This is a genomic window from Enterobacter sp. UPMP701 (assembly GCF_053709515.1).
On sequence record NZ_JBSKJN010000003.1, the window covers coordinates 516,031 to 536,107 of the forward strand.

Genomic DNA, 20,077 nt, shown 5'->3' on the forward strand with positions numbered 1-20,077 from the left:
TTTAGGCCCGTTTTTTTTATCCTGCTACCTTAACGTTCGCAGCCGCCGCTTTTGCTCTTGCTACGGCTTCGTCAACGCTATCGCCGGTGGCTAACGCCACGCCCAGACGACGGGTGCCGTCGATTTCCGGCTTGCCGAACAGACGGACCTGCAGGCCAGCGCCAACCGCGCCTTCGACGTTATCAAACGTTACATTCTGGCTGGTCAGCTGCGGCAGGATCACCGCAGACGCCGCCGGGCCGTACTGGCGGATGCCGCCAACCGGCAGCCCAAGGAAAGCACGCACGTGCAGGGCGAACTCGGAGAGATCCTGCGAAATCAGCGTGACCATCCCGGTATCGTGCGGGCGCGGGGAGACTTCGCTGAAAATCACCTCGTCACCGCAGACGAACAGCTCCACGCCGAACAGGCCGTAACCACCCAGGGCCAGAACGGTTTTACGGGCGATCTCCCGGGCACGCTCCAGCGCCAGAGGGCTCATCTGCTGCGGCTGCCAGGATTCCCGATAATCGCCATCCTCCTGACGGTGACCAATCGGGTCGCAGAAATGGACGCCGTCCACGGCGCTGACGGTGAGCAGAGTGATTTCGAAATCAAACTTCACCACGCCTTCGACAATGACGCGACCGGCACCGGCACGGCCACCCTGTTGTGCATAATCCCACGCGCTGTCCAGCGTGCTGTTGTCGCGGATAAAACTTTGCCCTTTGCCGGAAGAGCTCATCACCGGCTTAATGATGCACGGGTAGCCAATCTCTTCAACGGCCTGCAGGAATGCGGCTTTATCGCCCGCAAAACGGTAGCCTGAGGTGGGCAGTCCCAGCTCTTCTGCCGCCAGGCGGCGAATGCCTTCACGGTTCATGGTCAGCTTTGCCGCTTTGGCGCAGGGCACCACGCGCTGGCCTTCCTGCTCAAGGGCGATCAGCGTATCGGTTGCGATAGCTTCAATTTCCGGCACGACAAAATCCGGTTTCTCCTGCGTAATGAGCGTGCGCAGAGCATCACCGTCCAGCATGTTAATCACATAAGAACGATGGGCGACGTGCATGGCGGGCGCGTCGGCGTAGCGGTCTACGGCAATCACTTCCACACCTAAACGCTGGCACTCAATGGCGACTTCTTTACCCAGCTCGCCCGATCCCAACAGCATCACGCGCGTCGCCGCAGGGCGCAGCGCGGTTCCTAAACGAGTCATAACATTCCCCCTGAAAAAGATGCGTGCAGTATAAACGAAAACGTTTGCGTGTGTCTTGCGCAGGGCAAATGGGCAAATAAGAAATTTGCGCTTCTTTAGGCTTGATGGACATTTCCTGACGCCTGCTCGCTTACGCTGGGGATCATGTTAACCGTTAAGTGAGGGAAACCATGTCAGGCTGGTTAAATCAACTGCAATCCATGTTAGGGCAGAAAACGTCAGGTTCCGGCGACCAGGGGCTCAGCAAGCTGCTGGTACCGGGGGCGCTCGGTGGGCTGGCAGGGTTGCTGGTTGCCAATAAATCCTCACGCAAGCTGCTGGCGAAGTACGGTACCGGCGCGTTGCTGGCCGGGGGCGGCGCTATCGCCGGCACCGTGCTGTGGAACAAATATAAGGACAGAGTGCGGGCGGCGCACCGCGATGACCCCCACTTTGGAGAGCAGACTTCGCCGCTGGACTTGCGCACTGAGCGGCTCATCCTGGCGCTGGTGTTTGCCGCGAAAAGCGACGGACACATTGATGATAATGAAAGAGCGGCTATCGAACAGCAGCTACGCGAGGCGGGTGTTGAAGAGCAGGGCAGAACACTGGTGGCGCAGGCCATTGAGCAGCCGCTCGATCCGCAGCGTCTGGCGCTGAGCGTGAAAAATGAGGAAGAGGCGCTGGAACTTTATTTCCTCAGCTGTGCCGCCATAGATATCGATCACTTTATGGAGCGCAGCTATCTTAACGCCCTCGGTGACGCGCTGAAGATCCCTCAGGATGTGCGCGAGGGAATAGAAAAAGATATCCGGGAGCAAAAACAGGCGCTACAGGGCTAACTCGCGTCCCCGTGGTCATGTTTCGCTTGCATCATGCGTGGGTTTTGCCAACCTTATAGGGTGTAAAACTCAAAAGAATGATGACATGCCACCGAAAGCCCGACGTACTCCTTATGCGATCACCACGCATGGCGATACGCGTATAGACAATTATTACTGGCTGCGGGACGATTCGCGTTCCCGGCCAGAGGTGCTCGACTATCTGCACGAGGAAAACGACTATGGCCGCAGGGTCATGGCCAGCCAGCAGGCGCTTCAGGACCAGCTGCTCAATGAAATGGTGCAGCGTATTCCACAGCGCGACATCTCCGCGCCCTGGACCAAAAACGGCTATCGCTATCGCCATATTTACGAGCCCGGCAATGAGTATCCGATCTATCAACGACAGTCGGTATTAAGCGCCGAGTGGGATGAATGGGATATTCTGCTGGATGCTAACCAGCGTGCTGCCCACAGCGAGTTTTATACCCTGGGCGGCATGTCCATCTCTCCGGACAACATTATTATGGCGCTGGCGGAGGATTATCTCTCCCGTCGCCAGTACGGCCTGCGTTTTCGCAATCTGGAAACCGGCAACTGGTATCCGGAAATGCTGGAAAATGTCTCTCCGGATTTCGTCTGGGCGAACGATTCCGAGACGGTCTACTACGTTAAAAAACACGCCTCGACGCTGCTGCCTTATCAGGTGTGGCGTCATACCGTAGGCACCGACTCTGCCGATGACGAGCTGGTTTATGAAGAGAAGGACGAAACGTTTTATGTTAGCCTGCATAAAACCTCCTCACGCCACTATGTGATTATTTTCCTGGCCAGCGCCACCACCTCTGAAGTCTTGCTGCTGGATGCCGAACTGCCTGATGCTCAGCCGCTCTGCTTCCTGCCGCGTCGCAAAGATCACGAGTACAGTCTGGATCACTTCCAGCACAGCTTTTATCTGCGCTCGAATCGCGAGGGCAAAAACTTCGGCCTCTACAAAACCAAAGTGCGCGATGAGCGCAAGTGGGAGGTGCTCATTCCCGCGCGGGATCAGGTAATGCTGGAAGGGTTTACACTGTTTACCGACTGGCTGGTCGTGGAGGAGCGCCAGCGGGGGCTGACCAGTATCCGGCAGATCAACCGTAAAACGCGCGAGGTGATAGGGATAGCGTTCGACGATCCGGCCTACGTTACGTGGATCGGTTTCAATCCTGAACCTGAATCGTCCCGACTGCGCTACGGTTACTCTTCGATGACCACGCCGGATACGCTCTTCGAGCTGGATATGGACACCGGACAACGCCAGGTGCTTAAGCAAACCGAAGTGAAGGGCTTTGATTCCGACAATTATCGCAGCGAACACCTGTGGGTCACCGCGCGCGATGGCGTGGAGGTGCCGGTTTCGCTCGTTTATCACAAGGCGCATTTCCAGAAGGGTAAAAATCCGATCCTGGTCTACGGCTACGGCTCCTATGGCTCCAGTATGGATGCCGACTTCAGCAGCAGCAGATTAAGCCTGCTTGACCGCGGTTTTGTTTTCGCCATTGCCCATATTCGCGGCGGCGGCGAGCTGGGGCAGCACTGGTATGAAGACGGTAAATTCCTGAAAAAGAAAAATACCTTCAACGATTATCTCGACGTCTGCGATGCGCTGATTGAACAAGGCTATGGCGATCCGCAACTCTGCTTTGGCATGGGCGGCAGCGCAGGCGGAATGCTGATGGGTGCCGTCATCAATCAGCGGCCGGATCGCTTTAAGGGTATTGTTGCGCAGGTTCCGTTTGTCGATGTCGTTACCACGATGCTCGATGAGTCTATTCCGCTGACGACCGGGGAGTTTGAAGAGTGGGGCAACCCGCAGGACGAAACCTATTATCGCTACATGAAAGAGTACAGCCCGTATGACAACGTGGAAGCGAAAGCGTACCCGCACATGCTGGTCACCACCGGATTGCACGATTCACAGGTGCAATACTGGGAACCGGCAAAGTGGGTGGCAAAGCTGCGGGAACTGAAGACCGATGATAACCTGTTGCTGCTCTGTACCGATATGGACTCCGGACACGGGGGGAAATCGGGGCGATTTAAATCCTACGAAGGGGTGGCGCTGGAGTATGCCTTTTTGATCGGCCTGGCGCAGGGCACATTGCCAGGCCGTACTGAGCGCTAAGCTTCGCCCAGATAATGTTTCAGGGTTAAGCGCAGCTCCGGGCTCATCTTGTCGAGGTTGTTGTACAGCCAGCGCAGATAGCCCGGATCTTTATCCGCAATATCCGATACCGCTCTCCCACGGTATTTGCCGAAGGTGAACGTCGTCAGCAGCGCAGGGCGGCCGGTGATTGTTGCCATATCATCTGGCGTCCAGCCGGAGGTGTTCATAATGTCTATGAGCAGCGCGGCGGTAATATAGCAGTCATACAGGGCGCGGTGATGGTGCAGGCCTTCCGGCGTTCTGACGCTGAGCTTGCGGGATTTATACAGCGCCATATTGCTGTATTTGATCCCCGGCCAGAGGCGGCGCGCCAGCTTCATGGTGCAAATCCACTCCCCAGGCATTTCAGGAAGTACCCGACGGTCAAAGCTGGCGTTGTGGGCGACGTACCATGGGCTGCCATAGTAGTGCGGGATGACGTCTTCAATCCAGGGTTTATCCGCCACCATTGATTCTGTGATGCGATGGATAGCCATGGCCTGTGGGCTAATCGGGCGATCGGGACGCACCAGATGGCTCATCGGGTTGACGATTTTACCATCAACCACGTCGACCGAGGCCACTTCCACAATTCCGCCCTGAAGATCGCAAGTTTCGGTATCAATGACGCGCAGCATTAAAATCTCCTGAGCTTAAAACGCTTAGCCTAAAGGAATGATATCGCCTTGCCAACCCTGTCTGTTGCGCGTGCCCGTTAACAGAAGCTCACCTTTATCCGCCCGAACGATCAGCTGGCCCTTTTCGTCCCATAATGCGCTGCCCGCGCTGGCATTCGCCATTAACACCGCGATGGCATACCTGTGCGCAAAGCGCTGCAGGGTGTTGATGGACTGCCGCCAGCGATAATCCTTCACCGACTGACTGCTGGTGAACAGCGTAGCCTGAGGATCAAGATTCGGGGAATCGCTGTGCGCATCCACGATCGTGAGCTGTTTCTCCCCTGGCACCAGGCTGGCGCCGCTCCCCTGAGGGTAGCGCAAAATGCAGTGACGAGAGGGGGTAAACAGCGCAAGGCCTTTCTGGCGTTGGCCGCTTCGTTCAACGGGCAGGCCTGCAATAAGGGTAATGCGGTAAAAATGCGCGGCCTTTAGCAATGGCAGGAGCAGAGCGTCATCGGGCGGAGGCGGCAATGCCGTCGCGCCCGGGCCGATTAATGAGAGTTCAGGAAAGACCAGTAAATCGCACGCCTGCTGTGCCGCTTCGGCAATGAAGTGGAGATGGTGCGCAACATGGTCTTCAACGCTGGGGTGTTGCCCGCCGTACTGGGCTGCCGCAATATTCCAATGTGACATCGTGACTTCCTTATACACTGAGTCGCAGGATTAAGAATACACCTAATTAAATCAGGGTTTTCTTATCCTGCCAGATTCCACGTAAGGAAGTGTAACGGCTCGTTAAGCTTATTTAACTTTTGGCTCGTACGGCAAGCGGGAGAGGTTGACCGAGGCGAGACGGTGGGCGATTAACCTTTCGCGAAACCAGTCGCGCAGATGGGCGGGTTGTTCACGCTCCACAACTTCAGCCACGATGGGCATGTTGTAGCGCTCTTTGAAAGCGACGCCAGCGGCAGCGAGATCGACATTCACTTTATCCATCTCGTCCTGAGGAAGGGCGGCCAGATTGATCTTCATTACCTTCTCCTTATTATGCGGCGGCAACGTTACCGCGATTGCGCGACGATGACAAGCGGAGGCGGGATGATCCTCGACTCGTTTATTATACAGCGTTATTCTTTAGCATACAGACATAACAAAAAGGAATGATTGCGATGGGTTTATCCGCTTCCCGCGCGGTATGCGCACTGGTTTTTCTGGCCTCAACGGTAATCTCACCCTCCGTGCTGGCGCATGCGCATCTTAAACAGCAGAGCCCGGCAGCAGACAGTCAGGTGGCGGCTCCGCAGGTGCTGACGCTGAATTTCTCCGAAGGCATTGAACCTGGATTCAGCGGGGTCGTGGTGACGGACGCACATAAGCAGGTCATCAAAACGGGTACCGCTTCGCGCGATGAAAAGAACAAGGCGCAGCTGACCGTTCCGCTGGAACAGACGCTGGTGCCCGGCACCTACCGGGTGGACTGGCATGTGGTTTCCGTGGATGGCCACAAAACCAGGGGCAGCTATCACTTTAGCGTGAAATAGCATGCTGGCACTGTTATATGTGGGGTTGCGCTTCATCCATTTTGCGGCGCTGATGCTCATTTTTGGCAATGCCCTTTACAGCGTCTGGTTTGCGCCCTCCGGGCTGCACCGCCTGATGGCACGCCGTTTTCAGTCACAGCAGAGAGCGGCGTCCTGCATCAGCCTGGCAGCTGCGCTTCTGATGTTTATGCTTCAGGGCGGGTTAATGGGCAACGGCTGGGGCGATGTGGTTAACCCGCAGGTCTGGCAAAGCGTGCTGGGGACGCGGTTTGGCGGCGTCTGGCTGTGGCAAATGATCCTCGCCGTTATCACCGTTGCCGCCGCGTGGCTCGCGCCGCAGAAAGGCTCGAGGCTGCTGCTGCTCGCCATGGGCCAGCTTATCCTGCTGGCTGGGGTAGGGCACGCGGCGATGAGCGACGGTCCGATGGGGGCGATGCAGCGTCTCAATCATGCTGTTCACCTGCTGTGCGCCGCGACCTGGGTTGGCGGATTGCTGCCGCTGCTGTTCTGCATGCGCCTTGCGAAAGGGCGCTGGCAGAACGCCGCTATTTACACCATGATGCGTTTCTCACGCGTGGGCCATTACGCCGTCGCCGGCGTGCTGCTCACCGGCGTTGTTAATGCACTCATGATACTGGGCGTCAGGATCCCCTGGCAGGCTGGCTACGTGCAGTTTTTATTGTTCAAATGTGCGCTGGTGGCGTTGATGGTGGCAATTGCGCTGGCAAATCGGTATTTTCTGGTGCCACGGTTTCGTTCGGATTCCGGTCGGGCGCAACGGTTTTTTATCAGGATGACACAGGCAGAAGTGGTGCTGGGCGCGCTGGTTCTGGCAACGGTTAGTCTGTTCGCTACCTGGGAACCCTTCTGACAAGGTTAACTATCAAATGAAAAAAACAGTACTTTCTCTCTTATTGCTGACCTGCGCGGGAAGCGCTCTGGCGGCTCCGCAGGTGATCACCGTCAGTCGTTTTGAGGTGGGCAAAGACAAATGGGCGTTCAATCGTGAAGAGGTGATGCTTACCTGCCGTCCGGGCCATGCGCTGTATGCAATCAACCCGAGCACGCTGGTGCAGTACCCGCTAAACGACACCGCTGAGCAGCAGGTCGCCAGCGGCAAGAGCAGCGGTCAGCCAGTCAGCGTGATTCAGATTGATGATCCGGCCAAACCGGGGCAGAAGATGAGCCTGGCACCGTTTATCGAGCGCGCTGACAAGCTCTGCTAACGTTCAGGTTTCCAATAAAAAACCGCAGATGCTCGCGAAAGCACTGCGGTTTTTTACTTTTAATGATGCTCTGACGCTTTTTTTCAGGCCACTTTTGCTGTGGACTGGAAAACCTGGCGTCGTCATCTATTCTTAAAAGGCAAGGCGACTTAGCCTGCATTAATGCCAACTTTTAGCGCACGGCTCTCTCCCAAGAGCCATTTCCCTGGACCGAATACAGGAATCGTATTCGGTCTCTTTTTATCTGTATAAAAGTGAATAACTTAACTCCGTTATTTTATTTATACAGCGGATGTATCCTGTGCGACTTCATAAAACATAACACAACACAGCATGCGGAAGTCCAGCCCTTTTTGCCTGTTTTGTTAAATTTTTGTGAGTAGTCAGCAAAAGTCAGGGCTGTTTTTGAAAGCGGGATTTGACGGACGCCTCAATTTCATCAAGCAGTTCAAAGCGACGACGGTATTCAGCGCGTTTTTTACTGGCTATCTCGTCGAGGGATTTGCGCTCCATCTGCAGCGGCAGCTGCCAGCAGAAGGCGGAAAGTTTTTTTCCACCCAAAGAATCCCAGAATTCGTCATAGCTGGCGTGGAAATGACGGCCTTTGCTGAGGCGATAGCGCAGCGCGCGGAAAACGTGTCCCTCATCGCTGACGGCAAAAATGGCCCTGACAGAGGACCGGGCGGCCAGCTGGAAAACGACTTCCATCAACACGCGCTTGGGGAATAAACCGTGGCAGGCACGGGTCGCCTGTTTAATGGCGTCCCGTGTTACGCAGCGACGAGGTCCCTGCAGTCCGCCAATGACCAGCACCTGCTGACCGTGGCTGCGGGCAACGCTGAAGGTCAGGCTGGCCAGCAGCGTCTCCTCATTGTCGCGCAGCCAGAGCGTACTCTCACCTTCACGCTCGGCTTTGCCTGCAGAGGAGGCATTGACCGTGTAGGTTGCACCGTCTTTTGCATGGAACTGAACAATGGAGCGTTCCTGCGCGCTGGTCAACGCCTGGGCAAGACCGCTCTCCTTCAGGCTGTCAATCCAGTAGTAATGGTTAACGATAGCGTCAGCGCGGTCGTTAGCCGTCAGACCGCGCATCAGGTATTGCCGGTGGGTTTTGCTGGGCAACGTAATTTGCGAGGCAAGCAGTTTGTCGAAATCGTCGCGACCAGAAAGGGCTTCCAGCATGCGATGGGTGGAAGACCAGAATAGCAGGGAACGTAAAAGGAACTTCAGTCGGTAATCGCGTTTGCGCCAGATTGGCCCCGGGACGCGTTTGCCGTTCACCAGCTCGGAAATAATATTCGTGCGATGCGGATAGAAAACATCGTTATGTAGCTGTGTATTAGACACGTGAAGACCTCTCGTTTTTATTTCCCCTTATTCTAAGGAGCCAGTAAAAAGGGATTAATAGCGCGCGGATCTTTATTTCTCTTTGGTTTACCGTTTGTTTTACTTTGTAAGGGCTGCGCCGGTCTTCTTGTGTTTTTGACGAGGGCTATACTGTTACAGGGAGGGCTTATGTATCAGCGAATAGAAGGTAGAGAGTGGCGTCACGTCTGGGTTGTCAGCGACATACACGGCTGTTACCAGAGGCTCATGGAGGAACTCAAATGCCGTCATTTTAATCCCTATGAGGATTTACTTATTTCCGTTGGCGATCTAATCGATCGCGGTCCGGACAGCGTGAAATCGTTGCAGCTCATCAATGAGAAATGGTTTCGTGCCGTGCGGGGTAACCATGAACAAATGGCGATCGACAGTCTGGATAATAATGATTTTGCCCTCTGGACGATGAATGGTGGAATGTGGTTTTCGCGTCTTGAGCACAAGGAGCAGCAGCAGGCGCGCGTGTTACTTAACGCCTGTCGCACGTTACCGCATATTATTGAAATTACCTGCGCGAACGGGCTGAACGTTATTGCTCACGCTGATTATCCGGCGGAAGAATACCGCTGGGAAAAGCCAGTCAGCGCCCGGCGGGTGCTATGGGATCGCGACCGTCTGATGGGGTTTATGGTGGGCAAAGGGCAGGGAATTCGCGGGGCGGATCACTTCTGGTTCGGCCATACGCCCGTCGACAGACGGTATGATTTTTCTAACCTGCACTATATTGATACCGGTGCGGTTTTTGACGGGTACTTTACGCTGGCACAACTGCAGTAATAAATAACCCGCCTTCGGGCGGGTTCTCTTTAGGTCAGGCAAGGCGCAAGACCCAGGAATCGGTTTTACTATCGTAATGCTCACGGTAAAGAACAGAGTGTTCGCCATCAAGTATTGCCGGGACGCTGGTGTCCGCATCCCATGCATCGAGCTGCATGCACAAATCCGGGTCGGATTTGCAGGGGATACTTAACGTTCGATCGCCTTGTGCTTCGCCGCGCAGTTCTGCGTCGTCGATCTCAAAAGCGCCAATACGCACGCTGGTTTTCGTCATAGTGCTCTCCGGGTCGGTTGTCAAAATCTGGTATGACCAGTATGGGCATCCATTTTTGATCGTAGACAAGGAGAGCGAAATCGCCAGTAAAAAAATGCGGTTTTTTCAGGCGGTGCGATCGTTACCGGTAAACAGACGGCCATCGCGGACCAGCTCGCGTGGATAGCTGTTTTTGAGCCTTGAACCTACCTTTTTGGCCAGCCCCAGTGGGTATCCCTGATAGGTCACCACCACTTCATCTGCGGAAGGCGAGCTGTCAGGATAAACATCGCGGCCACGGTACCACTCTTCGGCTTCCTGGTGCGTCAGGGCGAACGTATTCTTATGCCCGGCAAGCGCGATGACCGCCTCGTGCTGCCAGCGATAACCCTTATTATGCACCTCCGCCAGGCGGATCCCGATGCGGGAAAAACGCACTTTGCCAATCAGCGGCTCAATATTCGCCGGGAAAAGCCAAATCTCTTTGTCACGCGTCCAGGGGCGCAGGCTCTCATCCCACTCCAGCCCAACCTTGCTGGCTGCGGCTTCAAGTTGCGCGGCATCGCGGCCTTTAAGCGGTGCAAACGGGAAATGACCTACCTTGAATTTAGGGGCGGGCAGGGGAACCACTGCCTGCGTTTTACGCAGACGCGCCACGAAGAACCCTTCGCAGTCGTAAATTTGCGGGAAAACATGGAGGAAACCTTCCGGCGTGACCGCCTCCTGTGCCGAGGAAAACAGATCGTTGAGCGGCAGGAACTCGACGGCATCCGGGTATTGCGCTTTCAGCCACAGGCAGACGTCTTCGTTTTCATCCCGGTTTAAGGTGCACGTTGAATACACCAGCGTACCGCCGGGGCGCAGGGCGTGGAACGCGCTGTCGATCAGCTCGCGCTGCGTGGCGGCGATCTCATGATTACTCTCCACGGACCAGTTCTTTAACGCATCGGGATCTTTACGCACCACCCCTTCACCGGAGCACGGGGCGTCCAGCAGGATGGCATCAAACATTTCCGGCAGAGCGGCGCCAAAGACGCGACCGTCGAAGTGCGTCAGGGCGACATTGTGAATACCGCAGCGGCTGATATTGGCATGCAATACCTTCACGCGGCTGGCGGAAAACTCGTTGGCGAGGATCGCTCCGCGGTTGCCCATGCGCGCGGCAATCTGCGTGGTTTTCGAGCCGGGCGCGGCGGCGACATCCATCACGCGTTCAGGCGCGTTGCCGTCGGCGAACAGGGCGGCAACCGGCAGCATTGAGCTCGCTTCCTGAATATAAAACAGACCGCTCAGATGTTCCGCAGTACTTCCCAGCGGTACGGCGTCTTCGTCATCGCGCTCGATCCAGAATCCCTCTTCGCACCACGGAACCGGCGTCAGCTGCCAGCCGTAGGGAGAGACCAGGGCCAGAAAATCATCGACGCTGATTTTCAGCGTGTTGACGCGGATACTCCGGCGTAACGGTCGCTGGCAGGCGGCGATAAAATCGTCTAACGACAGGTGAGAAGGAAGCGCCTCGCGCATCTGCGCCAGGAATTGTTCAGGAAGAAATACGGAGTTTTGAGCCACGGGCACACCACAGGGAAAAGTTCAGGTGCGCAGTGTAACATAAAGGCTCCGGCGCGTTGACACCGGAGCCTGTCAGATTAACGCGGCAGGGCAGTGCCCCATTCGCGCCACTCTTTCGGTTCACTTTCAAGCAGCAGGAAGTGTTTACCCGGCTGCGCTTTCGGTGCCAGCGGCGTTCCCGGTGGGGTGGCAAACGCAATACCGCCACGGATGAACTGGTTGAAGGTACCGGTTTTCACCACGCCACCCGTCAGGCCGAAGTCCAGCGAATAGCCGGATGCCAGCCAGAACACCGAGTTATTACGCACCAGGTGCTGATAACGCTCGCTGATGCGTAGCGCCACCATTACGCGGTCGGAAAGCGTGCCAAGCGTGAGACCCGTTACCGTACCCACCTCAATGCCGCGGAACAGCACCGGCGTACCGATGCCAAGCGAGCCTGCTTCCGGCACTTCCACCACAATGCTTAAGCCCCCAAGGTAGCGCGAGTCGGTGATGGTGGCTTCCTGCAGTTCGAAATCACGGCGGGCATTGCCCTGGCCGGGCTCGACGTTGATATACGGCTGCAGAATGGTGTCGAGATGCTCAACGCCTGCGGCCGAAATCTGCGGCGTCACCACCGAGAAACGGGAACCCGAGCGGGCGAAGGTCTGCACATATTCCGGGTAGAGCACCGCAGTGGCCTGCACCTCGTTACGCGAGGTGATCAGCGTCAGCTTCTGGATCTGCCCGATATCAATGCCCAGATAGCGAATCGGCATGCCTTCCGCCAGCTTGCCGGCATCAAACGCATGCAGGGTAATCTGCCCACCCACGGCACGCGCGGCGGTTTCAGACGGGAAGAGAATTCGCTTGTCGCCTTTGCGCAGGTTCGCGCCCGCACCGCTGAGGTTATCGAAGCTAATCGCGCCGCGCAGCGCGCGAGATAGCGGGGAGGCCTGAACCGTCAACCCGTTGCCATTCAGCTGAACCTTCGCGCCGCCTTCAGCCCAGAAGACGCTGTTTGGCGTCAGCAGCTTGCGGTACTCGGGCTTGATATGCAGTTCGATATCAAATGCGTCGGCACGCGGGCGAACGGTGATCACCTCCCCAACCTCAAACTTGCGGTAGAGCACTACGGAGCCCGCCTGTACGTCCGGCAGCGTCTCGGCGCTCAGCGTCAGCGTGGTGGTAGGCAGATCGCTCAGGCTGTTTTCAATGGCTTTGTCCAGGTTTGCGTACAGCGGGTAGCTGTCGCGTACGGGGCCCTTATCACCCGGCAAAATGCGGATGCCGCCGTTGACCCATTCGCTGGCGCTGGCACCGAGGAACTCTACGCCGTCCAGGCCAACCTTCACATCGACACGGCTGTTCACCACGAACTTACTGTCACCATGGACGAGATTGCTATATTGCGGATCGATAGCAACCGAGAAGCTCACGCCATTTTCGGAGAGCGTGCGCTCCAGCACCTGGCCTACCTGCACGCCATGGAGAATCAACGGCTGGCCGGCCTCAATGCCATAACTTTCAGGCGCTTTGAGCGTAACCGTCACAACGCCCGGTTTTTGCAGCAGCGCTTTGTCTGCTGGGGCAATCACGAAGCTATTGCTGGGCTGGCCTTCACCTGGGATCAGCTCGAAAGTATTTCCGGTCAGCAGCGTGCTGAGGCTGGCATCGTTCAGAGAGAGCTTGGGGCTGCGCATCTCAATGCGCGTTTTCTCGCGCAGGAGATCGACAACGCTTGGATCAACCGTCATTTCGCCGGTGACCGAGCCGCCCGGGTTGAGCGTCATTTTGGTGAGCTGGCCGACCTGTAACCCCTGGTACATCAGCGGCGTTGACCCCGCTTTCAGCCCTTTGGCATCAGGCAGAACAAGTTTAACGATCACGCCACGTTGGCTGTGCGCCAGATCGGGATATAAACCGAACGTGTCATCGGCCGTGGCAGGGCTCGAATTTTCCGGGGAGTCAAAGGCAATGGCACCGTTTACCAGCGCGGCCAGACTCTCCAGCTTCACCTTCGCGCCGCTCAGGCTGAGGTCGGCATCCACGCCGGAGACATTCCAGAAGCGGCTGCCTTTTTTCACCAGATTGGTGAACCGACGTTCGATCAGCACGTCGATGGTCACGCCCTGTTTGTTCGGGTTGATCGCGTAATCATACACGCGGCCAACGGGAATTTTACGGAAGTAGACCAGCGAGCCGCTGTTCAGCGAGCCTAAATCCGGTGCCTGCAGGTGGATCATCAGATCCCCGTTATTCAGGCGGTATTTCGGCTGCGTATCCAGCGCGACGAAGTGATCCTGCGGTTCACCTTTGCCCGGCATCATACCGATGTAGTTACCGCCAACCAGTGCATCCAGCCCGGACACGCCGGCCAGAGAGGCTTTCGGCGTCACCAGCCAGAACTGTGTTTCGCTGCGCAGGGCATCCTGCATGTCAGATTTTATGCTGACACGCACCTGAATCTTGTTCAGTCCTTTTCCAAGGGAGATGTCCTGAACCGTACCTACCTCGACCCCCTGGAAGCGAACGGGCGTTCGCCCGGCGACAATGCCGTCGGCGGTCTGGAAGTCAATGGTGACGGTACTTCCGCGATCTTCATAGCTCGTCCAGATAAGCCAGCCTGCAATCATCAGGGCGATGACAGGCAGCAACCAGAATGGCGAAATGCGGCGTTTTGTTTTAATTCTCGCTTCAGTCGGCGAAGCGGGGGTTTCCTGACTCATGTGCATCCCAAAGTAAGCGGCTATCCAGCCATTCCACAGCAAGAATAGTCAATATCACCGCAGAGCCGAAATAAAAAGCTGCGGGTCCCATAGTAAAAGCAAGTAGCTGGTCGCGATTAATCAGCGACATCATCAGCGAAATCACAAACAGATCCAGCATTGACCAGCGGCCAATCCAGGTGACGAATCGCAGAAGCAGAATACGGGTCCGTAAACCTTGTTCACACTTAAAGTGGATGCTGACCAGCAGGGTAAACATCACCACCACTTTGGTAAAGGGAACCAGGATACTGGCGATAAAGACGATGGCCGCCACCCCAACGTTGCTGTGTGCAAGGGAGATTATCCCGGAGAGAATAGTATCCTCCTGGCGGCCACCGTTCACGTAAATGATGGAGATCGGTAAGGTGTTGGCCGGAATCAGAAACACCAATGAGGCAATCAGCGCCGCCCAGCATTTTTGCAGGCTGTTGTTACGTCGTAGTCTCAACGGTATGTGACAGCGCGGACAGCGACCGCGCGCGTCCGGCAGGCCGGTGTAGTGGCATCCCAGACAGACGCGGAGATTCTCATCCGGGCGGGTAGCCGGGCGCTGAGGATAAAAACGCTCCCAGAGCTGCTCCACGTTGAGATGGATCAGGGTCAGGATGCTGAGTAGCACCAGACAGATGAAGGCAAAAAGCCCCACGCCGGGCTGGAGAAACGCATAGTCCTGCACTTTTATTGACGCCACGCCAACGCCCACCAGATAAATATCCAGCATGACCCACTCTTTGAGTTTATCCAGCATCAGCAGAACCGGGCGCAGGTTCATCCCCAGAATGTTACCAAACCACAGGTAGGCGATTGCCGCAACCAGCACCAGGGGCGCGCCAACGACGCAGAACAGCACCATGGCGGCGGTGAGGGGATCGCCCTGGCGCGTCATCTGCCAGATCCCCTGCAGCACGTTGGCATCAATGCGCACGCCCAGCAGGTAAAGTTTCAGCAGCGGTTCGCTCCAGGCGAAGGGCATCAGCAGCAGCATGGTAACAGCCATGGCGGCAAGGCGGGTTAACGACCAGTCGCGGCCATCGCGAATTTTAGCGTCGCAGCGGGGACAAAAGGCGCTTTGGTGCGATTTCATCTTCGGCAACATAAAAAGCGTATCGCACTGGGGGCAACGCTGATAATGTGCACGAGGCAAAGCTTCGCTTACCGCGTGGACCGTTATCTTTTTTGCCGGCGTAATTTTGGTTGTTTTTAAGGCCATTAGCTGCGCACAAATAAGTATTGTTGAACGTTATATTAACTCATGAACGGATTCATCTTGAGCATGAGCGCATTTATTGCTTATTTTAATAGGCTATGCGGTAAATTTGTAAGACAACTAAGTGATTGAATAATGAACAAAACAGAATTCTACGCGGACCTGAACCGCGATTTTAAGGCATTGATGGCGGGTGAAACCAGCTTCTTAGCCACTCTGGCAAATACTAGCGCATTGCTGTTTGAACGTCTCTCTGATGTGAACTGGGCTGGCTTCTACCTCCTGGAAGGTGAAACGCTGGTGCTGGGGCCTTTTCAGGGCAAACTGGCCTGCGTGCGTATTCCGGTAGGGCGCGGCGTGTGCGGTACTGCGGTGGCGGAGAATCAGGTTCAGCGCGTGGAAGATGTGCATGCATTTGACGGGCATATCGCCTGTGATGCCGCCAGCAATTCTGAAATCGTACTGCCGCTGGTGGTAAAAAATCAGATTATTGGCGTTCTGGATATCGACAGTACAGTCTTCAGCCGCTTTACAACCGAGGACGAACAGGGGCTGCGCGAGCTGGTGGCAAACCTTGAAAACGTCCTCGCAGCAACCGATTATCAAAAATTCTTTGCGAGCGTCGCAGGATAATCAACGGATAACGTAGCATTTACTGATAGCGTCATTATAATGACGCCTGTTCATGCCTGCGCTTGTTGGCAACGTCCGTTGTAATCAGGAAATTTCATGGAAAATCAACCTAAGTTGAATAGCAGTAAAGAAGTTATCGCATTTCTGGCCGAGCGTTTCCCGCATTGCTTCAGTGCGGAAGGTGAAGCTCGTCCCCTGAAAGTCGGTATTTTTCAGGATCTGGTGGCGCGTGTTGAAGGGGAAATGAACCTCAGCAAAACTCAGCTGCGTTCCGCCTTACGTCTTTATACTTCGAGCTGGCGTTACCTGTACGGTATCAAACCGGGCGCGACCCGCGTAGATCTCGACGGCAACCCTTGCGGTGAGCTGGACGAGCAGCACGTTGAGCACGCGCGCAAGCAGCTGGAAGAAGCCAAAGCACGCGTTCAGGCACAACGTGCCGAACAGCAGGCGAAAAAACGCGAAGCCGCCGCGGCAAACGGCCAGGAAGAAGCGCCGCGTCGCGAACGTAAACCACGTCCTGCGCCGCGTCGTCACGACAACAACGATCGCAAACCGCGTGCAGACAAACCAGCAGCTAAAGCCCCGCGCGCGCCTCGTGAAGAGCCGCGTCATACTCCGGTTTCTGACATCAACGCCCTGAGCGTGGGTCAGGCGCTGAAGGTAAAAGCGGGTAATAATGCTATGGACGCCACGGTACTGGAAATCACCAAAGATGGCGTTCGTGTACAGCTGACTTCTGGTATGTCAATGATTGTACGCGCAGAACACTTGTTGTTCTGAAACGGAGGCCAAGCCTGGCATGAACACTTTTTTTAAGCTCACCGCGCTGGCGGGTCTGTTTGCCATAACAGGTCACGCTTTCGCAGTGGACGATATCACGCGTGTTGATCAAATTCCGGTACTCAAGGAAGAGACGCAGCACGCGACGGTGAGCGAGCGCGTGACCTCACGTTTTACCCGCTCGCACTATCGTCAGTTCGATCTCGATCAGGCCTTTTCGGCCAAAATCTTTGACCGCTATCTGAACTTGCTGGATTACAGCCATAACGTTTTGCTCGCCAGCGATGTCGAGCAGTTCGCTAAGCGCAAATCCGAGGTGGGTGATGAGCTGCGGTCAGGCAAGCTGGATCTGTTCTACGATCTTTATAACCTGTCGCAAAAACGTCGCTTTGAACGCTATCAGTACGCGCTGAAAGTGCTGGAACGTCCGATGGACTTCACCGGCAACGATACCTTTAACCTCGATCGCAGCAAAGCGCCCTGGCCGAAAGATGAAGCCGAGCTGAACACGCTGTGGGACGGAAAGGTTAAATACGACGAGCTTAGCCTCAAGCTGACCGGCAAAGATGAAAAAGAGATCCGCGACACGCTGACGCGTCGCTATAAATTTGCCATTCGTCGTCTGGCGCAGACCAACAGTGAAGATGTCTTCTCGCTGGCGATGACTGCCTTTGCGCACGAAATCGATCCGCACACTAACTACCTCTCTCCTCGCAACACCGAACAGTTCAATACCGAAATGAGCCTGTCCCTGGAAGGTATCGGCGCGGTGCTGCAGATGGACGACGATTACACGGTGATTAACTCCATGGTCGCGGGCGGCCCGGCATCCAAAAGCAAAGCGATTAGCGTAGGCGACCGCATTGTGGGGGTAGGACAAACCGGCCAGAACATGGTGGATGTCATTGGCTGGCGTCTGGACGATGTGGTTGCGCTGATCAAAGGGCCAAAAGGCAGCAAAGTTCGTCTCGAAATTCTGCCTGCCGGTAAAGGCACCAAAACCCGTATCGTTACCCTGACCCGTGAGCGTATCCGTCTGGAAGACCGCGCGGTGAAAATGTCGGTGAAAACCGTGGGTAAAGAGAAGGTGGGGGTTCTGGATATCCCTGGCTTCTACGTGGGCCTGACTGACGATGTGAAAGTTCAGCTGCAGAAACTTGAGAAGCAGAACGTGAGCAGCGTCATCATCGACCTGCGTACTAACGGCGGCGGTGCGCTGACGGAAGCAGTGTCGCTCTCTGGCCTGTTTATCCCGTCTGGTCCGGTGGTTCAGGTTCGTGATAACAACGGTAAAGTTCGTGAAGATGCTGACAACGACGGTGTGGTCTATTACAAAGGTCCGCTGGTGGTTCTGGTCGACCGCTTCAGTGCATCCGCATCTGAAATCTTTGCCGCTGCAATGCAGGACTACGGCCGTGCGCTGATCGTGGGGGAACCCACCTTCGGTAAAGGTACCGTTCAGCAGTATCGCTCGCTGAACCGTATTTACGATCAGATGCTGCGTCCGGAATGGCCTGCGCTGGGCTCCGTTCAGTACACCATTCAGAAGTTCTACCGTGTTAACGGCGGCAGTACGCAGCGTAAGGGCGTAACGCCGGATATCATGATGCCGACAGGCACGGAAGAGACCGAAACCGGCGAGAAGTTTGAAGATAACGCATTGCCGTGGGACAGCATCAATGCCGCGACCTACGTGAAAGCGGGTGATATGACGCAATTTGGCCCTGAACTGCTGAAAGCGCATAATGACCGCATCGCGAAAGATCCGGAATTCCAGTACATCATGAAGGATATTGCTCGTTTCAATGCCCTGAAAGATAAGCGGAATATCGTTTCTCTTAATTACGCTCAGCGTGAAAAAGAGAACAACGAAGATGATGCAACGCGTCTGGCGCGTATCAACGATCGCTTCAAGCGTGAAGGTAAGCCTCTGCTCAAGAAACTGGACGATCTGCCAAAAGATTACCAGGAGCCGGATCCGTACCTGGACGAGACGGTTCATATCGCGCTCGACCTGGCGAATCTGGAAAAAGACAAGCCTGCCGTACAGCCCGCTCCGGCAAAATAATCTCCCAACAGGCACAAGAAATTGTGCCTGTTTCTTTTTGTTCTTCATCCTTCCGTCAGGCTGATTTCCAATTGTGTAAAGTTGTGTCTTTCTGGTGACTTACGGCTACCGGATGCTTGAAAATAGCCGCAATACCCATACGATGTGGGTAATCGCATAGTGCGTTTTGTTAAACTGAGGTTAAAAGAAAATTATGATGCGAATCGCGCTCTTCCTGCTCACCAACCTGGCGGTAATGGTGGTTTTCGGGCTGGTGCTAAGCCTGACGGGAATTCAGTCGAGCAGCGTTCAGGGTCTGTTGATTATGGCGCTGCTGTTTGGTTTTGGTGGCTCATTCATTTCCCTGCTGATGTCAAAGTGGATGGCCCTGAAATCAGTCGGTGGTGAAGTGATCGAACAGCCACGTAACGATATGGAACAGTGGCTGATGAATACGGTGGCTCAGCAATCCCGTCAGGCCGGGATCGCCATGCCGCAGGTTGCCATTTACCATGCCCCGGATATTAACGCATTTGCTACGGGTGCCCGTCGCGATGCGTCACTGGTTGCCGTCAGCACCGGGTTGTTACAGAACATGAGCCGTGACGAAGCCGAAGCGGTCATCGCGCACGAAATTAGCCATATCGCCAACGGTGACATGGTGACCATGACCCTGATTCAGGGCGTAGTGAACACCTTCGTTATCTTTATCTCCCGTATTCTGGCGCAGATTGCGGCAGGCTTTATGGGCGGTAACCGTGACGAAGGTGAAGAGAGCAACGGTAACCCGCTGATCTACTTCGCTGTATCGATGGTGCTGGAACTGGTATTCGGTATTCTGGCAAGCATCATCACTATGTGGTTCTCCCGTCACCGCGAATTCCACGCGGATGCCGGTTCAGCGAAACTGGTGGGCCGTGAGAAGATGATTGCTGCCCTGCAGCGTCTGAAAACCAGCTACGAGCCGCAGGAAGCGAACAGCATGATGGCCTTCTGCATCAACGGCAAATCAAAGTCGCTGAGCGAGCTCTTTATGTCACACCCGCCGCTGGATAAGCGTATTGAAGCGCTGCGCAGCGGGGAATACCTGAAGTAACGCGAA

The 20,077-nt window shown here is 55.5% G+C and carries 19 protein-coding genes; 10 read left to right on the top strand and 9 right to left on the bottom strand.

Going from position 1 to position 20,077, the window contains the following annotated elements; genetic code table 11:
* Positions 1 to 16 precede the first annotated feature (16 nt).
* Entirely contained in the window at positions 17 to 1,195 is a 1,179-nt protein-coding gene (purT, locus tag ACWKXT_RS11275) for a formate-dependent phosphoribosylglycinamide formyltransferase (protein WP_454532466.1), read from the bottom strand.
* A gap of 170 nt (positions 1,196 to 1,365) precedes the next feature.
* Between purT and ACWKXT_RS11280 the strand changes: the two genes are divergently transcribed.
* Positions 1,366 to 2,016: a tellurite resistance TerB family protein gene (locus ACWKXT_RS11280; RefSeq protein ID WP_454532467.1), complete on the top strand. Its 651-nt coding sequence runs from the start codon at positions 1,366 to 1,368 to the stop codon at positions 2,014 to 2,016.
* A gap of 85 nt (positions 2,017 to 2,101) precedes the next feature.
* Positions 2,102 to 4,162 (top strand): oligopeptidase B, encoded by a 2,061-nt coding sequence (ptrB, locus tag ACWKXT_RS11285; RefSeq protein ID WP_454532468.1) that lies wholly within the window; start codon positions 2,102 to 2,104, stop codon positions 4,160 to 4,162.
* On the opposite strand, the gene exoX is transcribed toward ptrB, so the two are convergent.
* The 3 genes from exoX to ACWKXT_RS11300 form a co-directional block, all read right to left on the bottom strand.
* Positions 4,159 to 4,821, bottom strand: coding sequence for an exodeoxyribonuclease X (exoX, locus tag ACWKXT_RS11290; RefSeq protein ID WP_025756911.1), 663 nt, complete (start codon positions 4,819 to 4,821; stop codon positions 4,159 to 4,161). The genes ptrB and exoX overlap by 4 nt on opposite strands.
* A 24-nt stretch (positions 4,822 to 4,845) precedes the next feature.
* On the bottom strand, positions 4,846 to 5,496 hold the full coding sequence (locus tag ACWKXT_RS11295) for a nitrilase-related carbon-nitrogen hydrolase (RefSeq protein WP_454532469.1): 651 nt from the start codon (positions 5,494 to 5,496) through the stop codon (positions 4,846 to 4,848).
* Positions 5,497 to 5,604: 108 nt separating this feature from the next.
* The gene (locus ACWKXT_RS11300; RefSeq protein WP_013096102.1) at positions 5,605 to 5,835 is read right to left on the bottom strand and encodes a DNA polymerase III subunit theta; all 231 of its coding nucleotides are present in this window, start codon (positions 5,833 to 5,835) and stop codon (positions 5,605 to 5,607) included.
* A 137-nt stretch (positions 5,836 to 5,972) separates the two neighbouring features.
* Between ACWKXT_RS11300 and yobA the strand changes: the two genes are divergently transcribed.
* Genes yobA through ACWKXT_RS11315 form a run of 3 tightly spaced genes read left to right on the top strand, consistent with a single transcriptional unit; the run spans position 5,973 to position 7,570 of the window.
* Entirely contained in the window at positions 5,973 to 6,344 is a 372-nt protein-coding gene (gene yobA, locus ACWKXT_RS11305; protein WP_454532470.1) for a CopC domain-containing protein YobA, read from the top strand.
* A 1-nt stretch (position 6,345) separates the two neighbouring features.
* The gene (gene copD / locus ACWKXT_RS11310) at positions 6,346 to 7,215 is read left to right on the top strand and encodes a copper homeostasis membrane protein CopD (RefSeq protein WP_454532471.1); all 870 of its coding nucleotides are present in this window, start codon (positions 6,346 to 6,348) and stop codon (positions 7,213 to 7,215) included.
* Between the two features lie 16 nt (positions 7,216 to 7,231).
* Complete coding sequence (locus tag ACWKXT_RS11315) at positions 7,232 to 7,570, top strand: YebY family protein (RefSeq protein ID WP_454527762.1); 339 nt, start codon at positions 7,232 to 7,234, stop codon at positions 7,568 to 7,570.
* A 393-nt stretch (positions 7,571 to 7,963) separates the two neighbouring features.
* Here ACWKXT_RS11315 and ACWKXT_RS11320 read toward each other — a convergent pair whose 3' ends face one another.
* Positions 7,964 to 8,917, bottom strand: coding sequence for a VirK/YbjX family protein (locus ACWKXT_RS11320; protein ID WP_454532472.1), 954 nt, complete (start codon positions 8,915 to 8,917; stop codon positions 7,964 to 7,966).
* A 168-nt stretch (positions 8,918 to 9,085) separates the two neighbouring features.
* Between ACWKXT_RS11320 and pphA the strand changes: the two genes are divergently transcribed.
* Positions 9,086 to 9,730 (top strand): protein-serine/threonine phosphatase, encoded by a 645-nt coding sequence (pphA, locus tag ACWKXT_RS11325; RefSeq protein ID WP_454532473.1) that lies wholly within the window; start codon positions 9,086 to 9,088, stop codon positions 9,728 to 9,730.
* A 34-nt stretch (positions 9,731 to 9,764) separates the two neighbouring features.
* On the opposite strand, the gene ACWKXT_RS11330 is transcribed toward pphA, so the two are convergent.
* The 4 genes from ACWKXT_RS11330 to yebS all read right to left on the bottom strand — a co-directional run bounded on the left by ACWKXT_RS11330 (position 9,765) and on the right by yebS (position 15,515).
* On the bottom strand, positions 9,765 to 10,004 hold the full coding sequence (locus tag ACWKXT_RS11330) for a YebV family protein (RefSeq protein WP_454527759.1): 240 nt from the start codon (positions 10,002 to 10,004) through the stop codon (positions 9,765 to 9,767).
* A gap of 105 nt (positions 10,005 to 10,109) precedes the next feature.
* Entirely contained in the window at positions 10,110 to 11,552 is a 1,443-nt protein-coding gene (gene rsmF, locus ACWKXT_RS11335; protein WP_454532474.1) for a 16S rRNA (cytosine(1407)-C(5))-methyltransferase RsmF, read from the bottom strand.
* A gap of 77 nt (positions 11,553 to 11,629) precedes the next feature.
* Positions 11,630 to 14,263 carry an MlaD family protein gene (locus tag ACWKXT_RS11340; RefSeq protein WP_454527757.1) on the bottom strand — a complete coding sequence of 878 codons (2,634 nt, stop codon included), beginning with the start codon at positions 14,261 to 14,263 and terminating at the stop codon, positions 11,630 to 11,632.
* Positions 14,232 to 15,515 (bottom strand): membrane integrity lipid transport subunit YebS, encoded by a 1,284-nt coding sequence (yebS, locus tag ACWKXT_RS11345; RefSeq protein WP_454527756.1) that lies wholly within the window; start codon positions 15,513 to 15,515, stop codon positions 14,232 to 14,234. Before yebS ends, ACWKXT_RS11340 begins: the two co-directional genes overlap by 32 nt.
* Before the next feature lie 132 nt (positions 15,516 to 15,647).
* Here yebS and ACWKXT_RS11350 point away from each other — a divergent pair, with 132 nt between their 5' ends.
* From ACWKXT_RS11350 to htpX, 4 genes are all read left to right on the top strand, one after another.
* Positions 15,648 to 16,145, top strand: a complete 498-nt coding sequence (locus ACWKXT_RS11350) for a GAF domain-containing protein (protein ID WP_008500476.1) — start codon at positions 15,648 to 15,650, stop codon at positions 16,143 to 16,145.
* Positions 16,146 to 16,241: 96 nt separating this feature from the next.
* The gene (gene proQ / locus ACWKXT_RS11355; RefSeq protein WP_454527755.1) at positions 16,242 to 16,928 is read left to right on the top strand and encodes an RNA chaperone ProQ; all 687 of its coding nucleotides are present in this window, start codon (positions 16,242 to 16,244) and stop codon (positions 16,926 to 16,928) included.
* 19 nt (positions 16,929 to 16,947) lie between these two features.
* The gene (gene prc / locus ACWKXT_RS11360) at positions 16,948 to 18,996 is read left to right on the top strand and encodes a carboxy terminal-processing peptidase (RefSeq protein ID WP_454527754.1); all 2,049 of its coding nucleotides are present in this window, start codon (positions 16,948 to 16,950) and stop codon (positions 18,994 to 18,996) included.
* 193 nt (positions 18,997 to 19,189) lie between these two features.
* Positions 19,190 to 20,071 carry a protease HtpX gene (gene htpX / locus ACWKXT_RS11365; RefSeq protein ID WP_014884290.1) on the top strand — a complete coding sequence of 294 codons (882 nt, stop codon included), beginning with the start codon at positions 19,190 to 19,192 and terminating at the stop codon, positions 20,069 to 20,071.
* The last annotated feature ends 6 nt before the right edge of the window (positions 20,072 to 20,077 follow it).

Bases quoted from the DNA above. Each gene is read 5' to 3' on its own strand.
- purT (WP_454532466.1), bottom strand. From the start codon at position 1,195: ATGACTCGTTTAGGAACCGCGCTGCGCCCTGCGGCGACGCGCGTGATG.
- ACWKXT_RS11280 (WP_454532467.1), top strand. From the start codon at position 1,366: ATGTCAGGCTGGTTAAATCAACTGCAATCCATGTTAGGGCAGAAAACG.
- ptrB (WP_454532468.1), top strand. From the start codon at position 2,102: ATGCCACCGAAAGCCCGACGTACTCCTTATGCGATCACCACGCATGGC.
- exoX (WP_025756911.1), bottom strand. From the start codon at position 4,821: ATGCTGCGCGTCATTGATACCGAAACTTGCGATCTTCAGGGCGGAATT.
- ACWKXT_RS11295 (WP_454532469.1), bottom strand. From the start codon at position 5,496: ATGTCACATTGGAATATTGCGGCAGCCCAGTACGGCGGGCAACACCCC.
- ACWKXT_RS11300 (WP_013096102.1), bottom strand. From the start codon at position 5,835: ATGAAGATCAATCTGGCCGCCCTTCCTCAGGACGAGATGGATAAAGTG.
- yobA (WP_454532470.1), top strand. From the start codon at position 5,973: ATGGGTTTATCCGCTTCCCGCGCGGTATGCGCACTGGTTTTTCTGGCC.
- copD (WP_454532471.1), top strand. From the start codon at position 6,346: ATGCTGGCACTGTTATATGTGGGGTTGCGCTTCATCCATTTTGCGGCG.
- ACWKXT_RS11315 (WP_454527762.1), top strand. From the start codon at position 7,232: ATGAAAAAAACAGTACTTTCTCTCTTATTGCTGACCTGCGCGGGAAGC.
- pphA (WP_454532473.1), top strand. From the start codon at position 9,086: ATGTATCAGCGAATAGAAGGTAGAGAGTGGCGTCACGTCTGGGTTGTC.
- ACWKXT_RS11330 (WP_454527759.1), bottom strand. From the start codon at position 10,004: ATGACGAAAACCAGCGTGCGTATTGGCGCTTTTGAGATCGACGACGCA.
- ACWKXT_RS11340 (WP_454527757.1), bottom strand. From the start codon at position 14,263: ATGAGTCAGGAAACCCCCGCTTCGCCGACTGAAGCGAGAATTAAAACA.
- yebS (WP_454527756.1), bottom strand. From the start codon at position 15,515: ATGGCCTTAAAAACAACCAAAATTACGCCGGCAAAAAAGATAACGGTC.
- ACWKXT_RS11350 (WP_008500476.1), top strand. From the start codon at position 15,648: ATGAACAAAACAGAATTCTACGCGGACCTGAACCGCGATTTTAAGGCA.
- proQ (WP_454527755.1), top strand. From the start codon at position 16,242: ATGGAAAATCAACCTAAGTTGAATAGCAGTAAAGAAGTTATCGCATTT.
- prc (WP_454527754.1), top strand. From the start codon at position 16,948: ATGAACACTTTTTTTAAGCTCACCGCGCTGGCGGGTCTGTTTGCCATA.
- htpX (WP_014884290.1), top strand. From the start codon at position 19,190: ATGATGCGAATCGCGCTCTTCCTGCTCACCAACCTGGCGGTAATGGTG.